Here is a 13787-nt window from a genome sequence, read left to right on the forward strand (position 1 = left end):
GCTTCATCATGTAACCTGCGTGAAATTTTGCAACAAAAACGCAGAGGGCCAACGTCGTCCCTCGGCACCTGCTATATGCCACTGACGACGACGGGAGAGCCGATGCGTACGCCGCGCCAGCCGTCCCAGCACTCCGCGAATGGCCAGAACTGGTCCTTCATGGATGCTCGCCCTGCTGCGCAGGGTATGTACGACCCCCGCAACGAGCGCGACGCCTGTGGCGTCGGCTTCGTGGCCACCCTCACCGGCGAGGCGAGCCATGCGCTGGTCGAACAGGCGCTGACGGTTCTGCGGAACCTGGAGCACCGCGGCGCCACCGGTTCGGAGCCCGATTCGGGTGACGGCGCCGGCATCCTCTCCCAGGTGCCCGACGCCTTCTTCCGCGAGGTGGCCGGATTCGAGTTGCCGGCGGCCGGTTCGTATGCCGTCGGCATCGCCTTCCTGCCCGAGGACGGCACCCAGGACGCCGTCTCGCGGATCGGGACGATCGCGGCCGAGGAGGGCCTGACCGTCCTCGGCTGGCGTGAGGTCCCGGTCGCCCCGCAGCTGCTCGGCGCCACCGCCCGCTCCACCATGCCGGTCTTCCGGCAGGTTTTCGTCACTGGGGGCACCTCCCGGACGGAGTCTGGGGGAGGCGCCAGCGAGGGCATCGCGCTGGACCGCAAGGCGTTCGTGCTGCGCAAGCGCGCCGAGCGCGAGGTGGGCGTCTACTTCCCGTCGCTGTCCGCGCGGACCATCGTCTACAAGGGCATGCTGACCACCGGCCAGCTGGAGCCCTTCTTCCCGGACCTGTCCGACCGCCGCTTCGCCTCCGCGATCGCGCTCGTGCACTCCCGGTTCTCCACGAACACCTTCCCGTCGTGGCCGCTCGCGCACCCCTACCGCTTCGTCGCCCACAACGGTGAGATCAACACCGTCAAGGGCAACCGGAACTGGATGGTCGCCCGCGAGTCCCAGCTGGTCTCCGACCTGTTCGGCCCGCAGGAGAAGCTCGACCGGGTCTTCCCGATCTGTACGCCCGACGCCTCCGACTCGGCGTCCTTCGACGAGGTGCTCGAACTCCTGCACCTGGGCGGGCGTTCGCTGCCGCACTCCGTGCTGATGATGATCCCGGAGGCGTGGGAGAACCACGACTCCATGGACGCGGCCCGCCGCGCCTTCTACGGCTACCACTCCACGATGATGGAGCCCTGGGACGGCCCCGCCTGCGTCACCTTCACCGACGGCTCCCAGGTCGGCGCGGTCCTCGACCGCAACGGCCTGCGCCCCGGCCGCTACTGGGTCACCGACGAGGGCCTGGTCGTCCTCGGCTCCGAGGTCGGCGTCCTCGACATCGACCCCGCCAAGGTCGTCCGCAAGGGCCGGCTGCAGCCCGGCAAGATGTTCCTCGTCGACACCGTCGAGCACCGCATCATCGAGGACGACGAGATCAAGGCGGGCCTGGCCACCGCCGAGCCCTACGCCGAGTGGCTGGAGGCCGGCGAGATCGAGCTGGGCGACCTGCCCGAGCGCGAGCACATCGTCCACACCCACGCCTCGGTCACCCGCCGCCAGCAGACCTTCGGCTACACCGAGGAAGAGCTGCGCGTCATCCTCGCGCCGATGGCCAAGGCCGGCGCCGAGCCGATCGGCTCCATGGGTACGGACAGCCCGATCGCCGCTCTCTCCGAGCGCCCGCGGCTGCTCTTCGACTACTTCACCCAGCTGTTCGCACAGGTCACCAACCCGCCGCTGGACGCGATCCGCGAGGAGCTCGTCACCTCGCTGCGCTCCTCCCTCGGCCCCGCGGGCAACCTGCTCGACCCGACCGCCGCGTCCTGCCGGTCCGTCGTGCTGCCCTTCCCGGTGATCGACAACGACGAGCTGGCCAAGCTCATCCACATCAACGCCGACGGCGACATGCCCGGCTTCAAGGCCGCGACCCTCTCCGGCCTGTACCGGGTCTCCGGCGGCGGCGACTCCCTCGCCGCGCGGATCGAGGAGATCTACGCCGAGGCCGACGCGGCCATCGAGAACGGCGCCCGGCTGATCGTCCTGTCGGACCGCCACTCGGACGCCGAGCACGCGCCGATCCCGTCGCTGCTGCTCACCGCGGCCGTCCACCACCACCTCATCCGCACCAAGCAGCGCACCCAGGTGGGCCTGCTGGTCGAGGCCGGTGACGTCCGCGAGGTGCACCACGTCGCCCTGCTCATCGGCTTCGGCGCCGCCGCCGTCAACCCGTACCTGGCCATGGAGTCCGTCGAGGACCTGACCCGCGCGGGCACCTTCCTGCCGGGCATGGAGGCCGAGCAGGCCATCCGCAACCTGATCTACGCCCTCGGCAAGGGCGTCCTGAAGGTCATGTCCAAGATGGGCATCTCCACGGTCGCCTCCTACCGCGGCGCCCAGGTCTTCGAGGCCGTCGGTCTCGAGCAGGGCTTCGTCGACAAGTACTTCAACGGCACCGCCTCCAAGATCGGCGGTGTCGGCATCGACGTCATCGCCAAGGAGGTCGCGGCCCGCCACGCCAAGGCCTACCCGGCCTCCGGCATCGCGCCGGCCCACCGCGCCTTGGAGATAGGGGGCGAGTACCAGTGGCGTCGCGAGGGTGAGCCGCACCTGTTCGACCCGGAGACGGTCTTCCGCCTCCAGCACTCCACGCGCGCCAACCGCTACGACATCTTCAAGAAGTACACGGACCGCGTGAACGAGCAGTCCGAGCGGCTGATGACGCTCCGTGGCCTGTTCGGTTTCAAGTCCGACCGTCCGTCGATCTCCGTCGACGAGGTCGAGCCGGTCTCCGAGATCGTCAAGCGGTTCTCCACCGGCGCCATGTCGTACGGCTCCATCTCGCGCGAGGCGCACGAGACCCTCGCCATCGCCATGAACCAGCTGGGCGGCAAGTCCAACACCGGTGAGGGCGGCGAGGACCCGGACCGCCTCTACGACCCGGCCCGCCGGTCCGCCATCAAGCAGGTCGCCTCCGGCCGCTTCGGCGTGACGAGCGAGTACCTGGTCAACGCGGACGACATCCAGATCAAGATGGCCCAGGGCGCCAAGCCCGGCGAGGGCGGCCAGCTGCCCGGTCACAAGGTCTACCCGTGGGTCGCCAAGACCCGGCACTCCACCCCGGGTGTCGGTCTGATCTCCCCGCCGCCGCACCACGACATCTACTCCATCGAGGACCTGGCCCAGCTGATCCACGACCTGAAGAACGCGAACCCGCAGGCGCGGATTCACGTCAAGCTGGTCTCGGAGGTCGGCGTCGGCACGGTCGCGGCGGGTGTGTCCAAGGCGCACGCGGACGTCGTGCTCATCTCGGGCCACGACGGCGGCACGGGTGCCTCCCCGCTGACCTCGCTGAAGCACGCGGGCGGTCCCTGGGAGCTCGGTCTCGCCGAGACCCAGCAGACCCTGCTGCTCAACGGCCTGCGGGACCGCATCGTCGTGCAGACCGACGGCCAGCTGAAGACCGGCCGTGACGTGGTCATCGCCGCGCTGCTCGGCGCCGAGGAGTTCGGTTTCGCGACCGCGCCGCTCGTCGTCTCCGGCTGCATCATGATGCGCGTCTGCCACCTGGACACCTGCCCGGTCGGCGTCGCCACCCAGAACCCGGTGCTGCGCGACCGCTTCTCCGGCAAGGCCGAGTACGTGGTGAACTTCTTCAAGTTCATCGCCGAGGAAGTCCGCGAGATCCTCGCCGAGCTGGGCTTCCGCACCATCGAGGAGGCCGTCGGCCACGCCGAGGCGCTCGACGTCACCCGTGCCGTGAACCACTGGAAGGCGCAGGGCCTGGACCTGGCCCCGCTCTTCTACGTGCCCGAGCTCCCCGAGGGCGCCTCCCTGCACCAGACCGTCGCGCAGGACCACGGCCTGGAGAAGGCCCTGGACAACGAGCTGATCAAGCTCGCCTCCGACGCCCTGGCCGCTTCCAGCGCCACCGACGCCCAGCCGGTGCGCGCCCAGATCAAGGTGCGCAACATCAACCGCACGGTCGGCACCATGCTCGGCCACGAGGTGACGAAGAAGTTCGGCGGCGCGGGCCTGCCCGACGACACCATCGACATCACCTTCACCGGCTCGGCCGGCCAGTCCTTCGGAGCCTTCCTGCCGCGCGGTGTCACGCTCCGCCTGGAGGGCGACGCCAACGACTACGTCGGCAAGGGCCTCTCCGGCGGCCGTGTCATCGTCCGTCCGGACCGGGCGGCCGACCACCTCGCCGAGTACTCCACCATCGCGGGCAACACCATCGCGTACGGCGCGACCGGCGGCGAGCTGTTCCTGCGCGGCCGGACCGGTGAGCGGTTCTGCGTCCGCAACTCCGGTGCGCTGGTGGTCTCGGAGGGCGTGGGCGACCACGGCTGCGAGTACATGACCGGCGGCCACGCGGTGGTCCTCGGCGAGACGGGCCGCAACTTCGCGGCCGGCATGTCGGGCGGTGTCGCCTACGTGATCGACCTGAACGTCGACAACGTCAACGTGGGCAACGTCGACGCCGTCGAGGCCCTCGACGACGCCGACAAGCAGTGGCTGCACGACGTGGTGCGCCGGCACGCCGAGGACACCGGCTCCACGGTCGCCGAGAAGCTGCTCGCCGACTGGGACGCGGCCGTTCAGCGGTTCAGCAAGATCATTCCTGGCACTTACAAGGCAGTGCTCGCCGCCAAGGACGCCGCCGAGCGAGCGGGTCTCTCCGAGACCGAGACCCACGAGAAGATGATGGAGGCGGCGATCAATGGCTGACCCGAAGGGCTTCCTGAACCACGGCCGTGAGGTCGCCAAGACCCGCCCCGTCGCCGACCGTGTCCGGGACTGGAACGAGGTCTACGTCCCCGGCTCCCTGCTGCCGATCATCAGCAAGCAGGCCAGCCGCTGCATGGACTGCGGCATCCCGTTCTGCCACAACGGCTGTCCGCTCGGGAACCTGATCCCCGAGTGGAACGACTTCGCCTACCGCGAGGACTGGACGGCCGCGTCGGAGCGTCTGCACGCCACGAACAACTTCCCGGAGTTCACGGGCCGCCTGTGCCCGGCCCCGTGCGAGTCGGCGTGCGTGCTCGGCATCAACCAGCCCGCCGTGACCATCAAGAACGTCGAGGTCTCGATCATCGACAAGGCGTGGGACGCGGGCACCGTCGCCCCGCAGGCCCCCGAGCGCCTGTCCGGCAAGACCGTCGCCGTCATCGGCTCGGGCCCGGCGGGCCTCGCCGCCGCCCAGCAGCTGACCCGGGCCGGCCACACGGTCGCCGTCTACGAGCGCGCCGACCGCATCGGCGGCCTGCTCCGCTACGGCATCCCCGAGTTCAAGATGGAGAAGCGGCACATCAACCGCCGTATCGAGCAGATGCGCGCGGAGGGCACCCGCTTCCGTACCGGTATCGAGATCGGTGTCGACCTCAAGGCGACCGACCTGAAGAAGCGGTACGACGCGGTCGTCATCGCCGCCGGTGCCACGACCGCCCGTGACCTCCCGGTCCCCGGCCGTGAGCTCAAGGGCGTCTACCAGGCGATGGAGTACCTGCCGCTGGCCAACAAGGTCCAGGAGGGCGACTACGTGGTGTCGCCCATCTCGGCCGAGGGCAAGCACGTGGTCGTGATCGGCGGCGGCGACACCGGCGCGGACTGCGTCGGCACCGCCCACCGCCAGGGTGCGGCCTCCGTCACCCAGCTGGAGATCATGCCCCGTCCGGGCGAGGACCGGGCCCCGAACCAGCCGTGGCCGACCTTCCCGATGCTCTACAAGGTCACCTCGGCGCACGAGGAGGGCGGCGAGCGGGTCTACTCCGTCTCCACCACCCACTTCGAGGGCGACGAGGACGGCAACGTCCAGTGGCTGCACCTCACCGAGGTGGAGTTCATCGACGGCAAGCTGACCCCGAAGCCGGGCACCGAGCGCAAGATCCCCGCCCAGCTGGTCACCCTGGCCATGGGCTTCACCGGCACCGACCGGGTGAACGGTGTCGTGGACCAGTTCGGTCTCGAGCTCGACGAGCGCGGCAACGTCGCCCGCGACGCCGACTTCCAGACCAACGTCCCCGGTGTCTTCGTCGCTGGTGACGCGGGCCGCGGCCAGTCCCTGATCGTCTGGGCGATCGCCGAGGGCCGCTCGGCCGCCAAGGGCGTCGACCGCTTCCTCACCGGCGCGAGCGACCTCCCGGCCCCGATCCGCCCGACGGACCGCTCGCTGATGGTCTGATCATCACCCCGTAGAACGTCCCGTACAAAGGCGTACGGAACACTGACGGCGCCTGCCCCACAGTCCCCGACCGGACGACCGGGCAGGCGCCGCCGCATGTCCGCCGATCAAGTAACCTCTGCCTCCTGACCAGCAGTTGAAGGGGGAGTGGGATGGCCGCGATCAGTCTCAGCAAGGTGGAGCAGGCCGCGCCCGCGCTGGTCGGCTCGTACAGGTCGGCCGGGATCTCCCTCACCAAGCACGGACTCGACGGCCTGCGCGCCGCCGTCTACCTGGTCGTCGACTACTCCGGCTCGATGAAGCCGTACTACGCGGACGGCAGCGTGCAGGCGCTTGCCGACCGGGTCCTCGGTCTCTCCGCGCACCTGGACGACGACGGCCGGGTGCCCGTCGTCTTCTTCTCCACGGACATCGACGCGGTCACCGACATCAAGCTGGCCGAACACACCGGCCGGATCGAGAAGATCGCGGCCGGGCTCGGGCACATGGGCAAGACCAGCTACCACCTGGCGATGGACGCGGTCATCGACCACTACCTCGACAGCGGCTCCACCGCGCCCGCCCTGGTCGTCTTCCAGACCGACGGCGGCCCCATCAACAAGCTCGCCGCGGAACGCTATCTGTGCAAGGCGGCCAAGCTGCCGCTGTTCTGGCAGTTCGTCGGCTTCGGCGACCCGCACAGCAAGCAGTTCGACTTCCTGCGCAAGCTCGACGAGCTGGCGGTGCCGGGGAAGCGGGCGGTGGACAACGCGGGCTTCTTCCACGCCGGTTCGGACCCGATGAAGGTGCCGGACGGCGAACTGTACGACCGTCTCGTCGGCGAGTTCCCGCAGTGGCTGGCGGCGGCGCGGGCGACGGGCATCGTGCGGGCCGGCTGACCCGGCGGACTCCGCCGACTTTACGCGGCCCCGTTGGCTGTAGCGCTCCGGCGTGCCACCCTGAGGGGTGATCCGGCGGGGAGGCGACGCGACGTATGGACGACGCGGCACGAACGGTGAACGGCCAGGCACGGGTGGGGAGTTCCGCGGATCGAGCGGAGCCGCCCGGCAAGGGTGAGAAGCTCGCGGACTGGGCGGACGGGCGGCTCGGGATCTACTCCCTCGCCAAGGCCAACATGCGCAAGGTGTTCCCGGACCACTGGTCCTTCATGCTGGGCGAGGTCTGCCTCTACAGCTTCCTCATCCTGATCCTCACGGGCATCTACCTCACCCTGTTCTTCGAGCCCAGCGGCGCCGAGGTCGTGTACCACGGCACCTACGAGCCGCTGAACGGCATCATCATGACCAAGGCGTACGAGTCGACGCTGCACATCAGCTTCGACGTACGCGGCGGACTGCTGATCCGGCAGATCCACCACTGGGCGGCGCTGGTCTTCGTGGCCGGGATGTTCGTCCACATGATGCGGGTGTTCTTCACCGGCGCCTTCCGCAAGCCGCGCGAGGTCAACTGGCTGTTCGGCTGGACCCTGCTGTTCCTCGCCATCCTCACCGGTCTGACCGGCTACTCGCTCCCCGACGACCTGCTCTCCGGCACCGGCGTCCGGTTCGCCGACGGCGCGATCCTGTCGATCCCGATCGTCGGGTCGTACATCTCGATGTTCCTGTTCGGCGGGGAGTTCCCGGGCCACGACATCATCTCCCGGTTCTTCCCGATCCACGTCCTGCTGCTGCCCGGGATCATGCTGGGCCTGGTCGTCGCCCATCTGATCCTGGTCTTCTACCACAAGCACACCCAGTACCCGGGGCCCGGACGCGACCAGAAGAGCGTGATCGGGATGCCCTTCCTGCCGGTCTACATGGCCAAGGCCGGCGGCTTCTTCTTCCTCGTCTTCGGCATCCTCGCGATCATCGGCGGCATCGCCACCATCAACCCGGTGTGGGCCTTCGGCCCCTACCGGCCGGACCTGGTGACGACCGGTGCCCAGCCCGACTGGTACCTGGGCTTCTCCGAAGGCCTGATCCGGGTCATGCCCGGCTGGGAGATCAACGCCTGGGGCCACACCCTGGAACTCGGCGTCTTCATCCCCTTCTCGCTGTTCCCGCTCTTCCTGCTGGCCATCGGCGTCTACCCGTTCATCGAGGCGTGGATCACCGGCGACAAGCGCGAGCACCACATCCTCGACCGGCCGCGCAACACCCCCGTGCGCACCGCCCTCGGCGTGGCCTGGCTGAGCATCTACCTCGTCCTGCTGATCGGCGGCGGCAACGACGTCGTCGCCACCCATCTCCATCTCTCCATCAACTCGATCACCTGGTTCGTACGGATCTCCGTCTTCGTCGTCCCCGTCCTCGCCTTCGTCATCACCAAACGGATCTGCCTCGGGCTGCAGCGCCGGGACCGCGACAAGGTCCTGCACGGCCGGGAGACCGGCCTCATCAAGATGCTTCCGCACGGCGAGTACATCGAGGTCCACGAACCGCTCAGCCAGGAGAGCCTGTTCGTCCTGACCCAGCACGAGCAGCAGCCGCCGTACGAGATCGGCCCCCTGGAGGACGCGAACGGGGTACGGCGCAAGGTCACCGTCACCCAGCGGGTACGGGCGAGCCTGGCCAAGGGCATGTTCGGCCCGGACACCCACATCCCGAAGCCGACGGAGCAGGAGTACCGGGAGATCACGAGCGGGGATCACCACCACTGAGCACCTCTCCGCGGCATTCCTCCGGTGTCCCCCAAGCTCCCCGCAGCGCCCGCGCCTTGGTCAGCCAGAGCGACAGGTCGTACTCCGCCGTGTAACCGACCGCCCCGTGCAGTTGCAGTGCGGCCCGCGCCCCGGCGTAGGCCGCCTCGCACGCGCCGAGCTTCGCCGCGGCCACGTCCGCCGGAGTCATCGTCACGGCCGCCCCGAAGACCAGCGGGCGCGCGAACTCCAACGCGATCTTCGCATCGGCCAGCCGGTGCCTGACCGCCTGGAACGACCCGATCGGCACCCCGAACTGGGTCCGCTGCTTGACGTACGCCACCGTTCTGTCGAGCAGGGCCAGCCCCACCCCCAGCGCCTGCGCGGCCGTGGCCAGCCGGGCCCAGGTCCGTGCCTCCGCCCACGGCGGCTCCGCGCCGAGCAGTTCGCCGACCGGAAACAGCGGGGTGAGCCGGCGGGCGGGGTCCAGGGACCGGTGCACGGCCCCGGCACCGGAGGACAGCAGCAAGCCCTCCGGTGCGGCCGCGAGCCGTACATCGGCGGCCTCCCCGTCCAGCGCGAACCCGTAACCGTGCTTCTCGAACGCCACCGTCGCCACCGACTCGCCCGACGCGATCCCCGGCAGGAACCGCTTGGCGAGGCCTTCGCCGTCATCGAGCAGCACCGCCGCCGCCACCGTCTCAGCCAACGGCCCCGGTACCGCGTACCGCCCCAACTCGACGAACGCGACGGCGAGTTCGACGGGGCGGCGACCCGCCCCGCCGTACTCCTCCGGCACGGCGAGCCCGAACACCCCCGCCGCGCCGATACGGCCCCACAAGGCCCGCCCGCTCACCTGCTCGCCGCGGCTCCAGTCCCGTATCACCGCCGGTGTGTCCGCCGCCGTCAGCAGCCCCCGCAGGGCGGCCGCGAAGTCGCGCTGCTCGGTGTCGAGGAGGAAACGCATGTCAGCGGCGCTCCTTCGGCAGGCCGAGCAGGCGCTCGGCGATGATGTCGCGCTGGATCTCGTTGGTGCCCGCGTAGATCGGGCCGGCGAGCGAGAAGACGTATCCCTCGGACCACGGCGAGTCGGCCGACTCGCCCTCCGCGCCCAGCAGGTCCAGCGCCGTCTCGTGCAGCGCGAGGTCCAGCTCGGACCAGAACACCTTGTTGAGACTGGACTCCGGGCCCAGCGACTCGCCGTCCAGGACGCGGGCGGCGGCCGCATAGGTGAACAGCTGGTAGGCACGGGCGCCGACGACCGCGTCGGCCACCCGGGCCGCGGCGGACTCCGGGGCGCCCCGCGCCCGCCAGAGGCGCAGCAGCCGGTCGGCGGCGGCCAGGAAGCGGCCCGGCGAGCGCAGCGTCAGGCCCCGCTCGTTGCCCGCCGTCGACATCGCGACCCGCCAGCCCCGGCCCGGCTCCCCGATCACGTCCTCGTCGGGCACGAACACCTCGTCCAGGAACAGCTCCGCGAACGCCGGCTTCCCGTCCAGCCGGCCGATCGGGCGGACGGTCACGCCCGGCGCCCGCAGGTCGAACATCAGGTAGGTGAGGCCCTGATGCGGTTTCGGGGCGTCCGGATCGCTGCGGAACAGGCCGAACGCGCGGTCGGCGAAGGCCGCCCGTGACGACCACGTCTTCTGGCCGGTGAGCAGCCAGCCGCCGTCGGTCCGTACGGCGCGGGAGGTCAGGGAGGCCAGGTCCGAGCCGGCCTCGGGCTCCGACCAGGCCTGCGCCCAGACCACCTCCCCGGTGGCCATCGGCGGCAGCACCCGCGCCCGCTGTTCCTCCGTGCCGTGCTCGAAGAGGGTGGGCGCGAGCAGGCTGACGCCGTTCTGGCCGACCCGGCCCGGCGCGCCCGCCGCGTGGTACTCCTCCTCGAAGACCAGCCAGCGGATCAGCCCGGCGTCCCGGCCGCCGTACCGCTCCGGCCAGGACACCACCGACCAGCGGTCCGCGGCCAGTTCGGCCTCCCAGGCGCGGTGCGCCGCGAAGCCCTCCGCGGTCTCCAGGGAGGGCAGCGGGGGGTCGGGCACGTGGTCCGCCAGCCAGGCGCGGGCCTCGGCGCGGAACTCCTCGTCGGCCGGGGTGTGGGTCAGGTCCACGGTCGCCGTCACCATCCTTCCCTAACAAGTGTTTGGTAGGTTAGCGTGGGTCCATGACAGACGTCGAGAGTCCGGAGTACGTGCCCGGGCACGGGCTGCTCGAAGGGCGTACCGCCGTCGTCACGGCCGCGGCCGGGGCGGGCATCGGCGGCGCCACCGCGCGCCGTTTCCTGGAGGAGGGCGCGCGCGTGCTGATCAGCGACGCGCACGCGCGGCGGCTGAAGGAGTACGAGGCCGAGCTGGCCGGCCGGCATCCGGGTGCCGTGGCCGCCCTTCCCTGTGACGTGACCGACGAGGCCCAGGTGCGGGAGCTGTTCGACACCGCCGTGCGGGTCCACGGCCGGCTGGACATCGTCGTCAACAACGCCGGACTGGGCGGCACTTCGACCCTGGTCGAGATGAGCGACGAGCAGTGGGCGCGGGTGCTCGACGTCACCCTGGGCGGCACCTTCCGCTGCACCCGCGCCGCCCTGCGGCACTTCCGCGACAGCGCGGACGGTGGGGTGATCGTCAACAACTCCTCCGTCGTCGGCTGGCGGGCCCAGGCCGGACAGGCGCACTACGCCGCCGCCAAGGCCGGGGTGATGGCGCTGACCCGGTGCGCGGCGATCGAGGCCGCCGCGTACGGGGTGCGGGTCAACGCCGTGGCGCCGAGCCTCGCCATGCATCCGCACCTGGTGAAGGCCACCTCGGCCGAACTGCTGGCGGAACTCACCGCCCGCGAGGCCTTCGGGCGGTATGCCGAGCCCTGGGAGGTGGCCAACGCGATCGTCTTCCTCGCGTCCGGCTACTCCTCGTACCTCACGGGGGAGGTCGTCTCCGTCAGCAGCCAGCATCCCTAGGACCACAATGGACCCGTGCCGACCAAGAAGAAGCCCCAGGTGACCGCCGCCCCCGCCCGGCGCCGCGAACTCCTCGAGACCGCCGCCGAGGTCTTCGCCGAACAGGGCTACAACGCCACCACCGTACGCAAGATCGCGGACCACGCGGGCATGCTCGCGGGCAGCCTCTACTACCACTTCGACTCCAAGGAGTCGATGCTGGAGGAGATCCTGCGGACCTTCCTCGACGAGCTCTGGGGCGGCTACGACACCGTCCTGGACGCCGAACTCGGGCCCCGCGAGACCCTCGAAGCCCTGGTCACCGAGTCCTTCCGGGAGATCGACCGGCACCGCGCCGCCGTCGCGATCTACCAGAAGGAGAGCAAGCAGCTGGTCGCGCAGGAGAGGTTCGGCTTTCTCGCCGAGTCGCAGCGCAGGTTCGAGAAGGCGTGGCTGTCCACGCTGGAACGCGGGGTCGCCGCGCGCGTCTTCCGCGCCGACCTCGACGTCCGCCTCACCTACCGGTTCGTCCGCGACACCGTGTGGGTCGCCGCCTCCTGGTACCGGCCCGGCGGACAGCACAGCCCGGAGGAGATCGCCCGGCAGTACCTGTCGATGGTGCTGGACGGGATCGCCGTCCGTGAGTAGCCCACCCATTCGTTGAAAACCCCTTTCTGCCGAGGGAGTTGCTGACATGGCCGAGGCCTACATAGTCGAAGCGGTGCGTACGCCCGTCGGGCGGCGCGGGGGCGGACTGAGCGGGGTCCACCCGGCCGACCTGGGGGCCCATGTGCTGCGGGCCCTGGTCGAGCGGTCGGGCGTGGACCCGGCCGCCGTCGAGGACGTCGTCTTCGGCTGCCTCGACGCGGTGGGTCCGCAGGCCGGTGACATCGCCCGGACCAGCTGGCTGGCGGCCGGACTGCCCGAGGAGGTGCCGGGCGTGACCGTCGACCGGCAGTGCGGTTCCTCGCAGCAGGCCGTGCACTTCGCCGCGCAGGCCGTGCTCTCCGGCACCCAGGACCTGGTGGTCGCCGGCGGCGTCCAGAACATGTCCCAGATCCCCATCGCCTTCGCCTCCCGGCAGGCCGCCGAGCCCCTCGGGCTGACCGAGGGCCCCTTCCTCGGCAGCGAGGGCTGGCGGGCCCGGTACGGCCGGCAGCCCGTCAACCAGTTCGCCGGCGCCGAGATGATCGCCGCCAAGTGGGGCATCAGCCGCCAGGACCAGGAGGAGTTCGCCCTGCGCTCCCACCGGCGGGCGCTGAGCGCCATCGACGAGGGCCGCTTCGAGCGCGAGACGGTCCCCTACGGCCCGGTCGCCGTGGACGAGGGGCCGCGCCGCGAGACCTCCCTGGAGAAGATGGCCGCCCTCAAGCCGGTCGTCGACGGTGGCACCATCACCGCCGCCTGCTCCTCCCAGGTCTCCGACGGCGCCGCCGCGATGCTCCTCGCCTCCGAACGCGCCGTCCGCGAACACGGACTGCGCCCCCGCGCCCGCGTCCACCACCTCTCCGTCCGCGGCGAGGACCCCATCCGGATGCTCTCCGCCCCGATCCCGGCCACCGCGCACGCCCTGAAGAAGACCGGCCTCACCATCGACGCCATCGACCTCGTCGAGATCAACGAGGCCTTCGCCCCCGTCGTCCTCGCCTGGCTCAAGGAGACCGGCGCCGACCCCGCCCGGGTCAACGTCAACGGCGGCGCCATCGCCCTCGGCCACCCCCTCGGCGCGACCGGCGTCAAACTGATGACCACCCTCCTCCACGAACTGGAACGCACCGGCGGCCGCTTCGGCCTCCAGACCATGTGCGAGGGCGGCGGACAGGCGAACGTGACGGTCATCGAGCGGTTGTGATCGGAGCGGACAAGGCTAGGCCACCAATTTCGGCGGACGGAGTCCGGCGCAGGCCGCCGAAGCCTGGGAGGCCCCCTCGGGCCGAGCGGTGTGAGGGGGCCGTGGGGGATGGTGCCCATGTGCGAGGGCGGCGGACAGGCGAACGTGACGGTCATCGAGCGGTTGTGATCGGAGCGGACAAGGCTAGGCCACCAATTTCGGCGGACGGAGT

Annotated in this window: 9 protein-coding genes; 7 read left to right on the forward strand and 2 right to left on the reverse strand. The window is 70.5% G+C overall.

Annotated elements, in window-relative coordinates; translation table 11 throughout:
- Nucleotides 1-102 precede the first annotated feature (102 nt).
- The 4 genes from gltB (at nt 103) to ACFZDK_RS08725 (ending at nt 8816) form a co-directional block, all read left to right on the forward strand.
- A complete protein-coding gene (gltB, locus tag ACFZDK_RS08710) occupies nt 103-4725 on the forward strand; it encodes a glutamate synthase large subunit (protein WP_390971121.1) in 4623 nt (1540 codons plus the stop codon).
- On the forward strand, nt 4718-6178 hold the full coding sequence (locus ACFZDK_RS08715; RefSeq protein ID WP_390971123.1) for a glutamate synthase small subunit: 1461 nt from the start codon (nt 4718-4720) through the stop codon (nt 6176-6178). The genes gltB and ACFZDK_RS08715 overlap by 8 nt, the downstream gene beginning before the upstream one ends.
- A 152-nt stretch (nt 6179-6330) precedes the next feature.
- Entirely contained in the window at nt 6331-7056 is a 726-nt protein-coding gene (locus ACFZDK_RS08720; protein WP_390971125.1) for a VWA domain-containing protein, read from the forward strand.
- 95 nt (nt 7057-7151) lie between these two features.
- Nucleotides 7152-8816 carry a cytochrome b N-terminal domain-containing protein gene (locus ACFZDK_RS08725; RefSeq protein WP_390971127.1) on the forward strand — a complete coding sequence of 555 codons (1665 nt, stop codon included), beginning with the start codon at nt 7152-7154 and terminating at the stop codon, nt 8814-8816.
- Here ACFZDK_RS08725 and ACFZDK_RS08730 read toward each other — a convergent pair.
- Both ACFZDK_RS08730 and ACFZDK_RS08735 read right to left on the reverse strand, forming a co-directional pair.
- A complete protein-coding gene (locus ACFZDK_RS08730; protein ID WP_390971129.1) occupies nt 8791-9762 on the reverse strand; it encodes an acyl-CoA dehydrogenase family protein in 972 nt (323 codons plus the stop codon). The genes ACFZDK_RS08725 and ACFZDK_RS08730 overlap by 26 nt on opposite strands.
- A 1-nt stretch (nt 9763) precedes the next feature.
- Nucleotides 9764-10903 (reverse strand): acyl-CoA dehydrogenase family protein, encoded by a 1140-nt coding sequence (locus ACFZDK_RS08735; RefSeq protein ID WP_390971594.1) that lies wholly within the window; start codon nt 10901-10903, stop codon nt 9764-9766.
- Between the two features lie 53 nt (nt 10904-10956).
- Between ACFZDK_RS08735 and ACFZDK_RS08740 the strand changes: the two genes are divergently transcribed.
- From ACFZDK_RS08740 to ACFZDK_RS08750, 3 genes are read left to right on the forward strand one after another with little or no spacing between them, the layout of a single operon-like run.
- Entirely contained in the window at nt 10957-11745 is a 789-nt protein-coding gene (locus ACFZDK_RS08740; RefSeq protein WP_390971131.1) for an SDR family oxidoreductase, read from the forward strand.
- Nucleotides 11746-11760: 15 nt separating this feature from the next.
- Nucleotides 11761-12372, forward strand: coding sequence for a TetR family transcriptional regulator (locus ACFZDK_RS08745; RefSeq protein ID WP_390971133.1), 612 nt, complete (start codon nt 11761-11763; stop codon nt 12370-12372).
- A 46-nt stretch (nt 12373-12418) separates the two neighbouring features.
- On the forward strand, nt 12419-13576 hold the full coding sequence (locus ACFZDK_RS08750; RefSeq protein ID WP_390971135.1) for an acetyl-CoA C-acetyltransferase: 1158 nt from the start codon (nt 12419-12421) through the stop codon (nt 13574-13576).
- The last annotated feature ends 211 nt before the right edge of the window (nt 13577-13787 follow it).

Origin of the sequence: Streptomyces sp. NPDC007901 (assembly GCF_042959465.1) — a bacterium.
In the GTDB taxonomy this organism is placed as follows: domain Bacteria; phylum Actinomycetota; class Actinomycetes; order Streptomycetales; family Streptomycetaceae; genus Streptomyces.

Coding starts and splice junctions, on each gene's coding strand:
- gltB (WP_390971121.1), top strand. CDS start 103: ATGCGTACGCCGCGCCAGCCGTCCCAGCACTCCGCGAATGGCCAGAAC.
- ACFZDK_RS08715 (WP_390971123.1), top strand. CDS start 4,718: ATGGCTGACCCGAAGGGCTTCCTGAACCACGGCCGTGAGGTCGCCAAG.
- ACFZDK_RS08720 (WP_390971125.1), top strand. CDS start 6,331: ATGGCCGCGATCAGTCTCAGCAAGGTGGAGCAGGCCGCGCCCGCGCTG.
- ACFZDK_RS08725 (WP_390971127.1), top strand. CDS start 7,152: ATGGACGACGCGGCACGAACGGTGAACGGCCAGGCACGGGTGGGGAGT.
- ACFZDK_RS08730 (WP_390971129.1), bottom strand. CDS start 9,762: ATGCGTTTCCTCCTCGACACCGAGCAGCGCGACTTCGCGGCCGCCCTG.
- ACFZDK_RS08740 (WP_390971131.1), top strand. CDS start 10,957: ATGACAGACGTCGAGAGTCCGGAGTACGTGCCCGGGCACGGGCTGCTC.
- ACFZDK_RS08750 (WP_390971135.1), top strand. CDS start 12,419: ATGGCCGAGGCCTACATAGTCGAAGCGGTGCGTACGCCCGTCGGGCGG.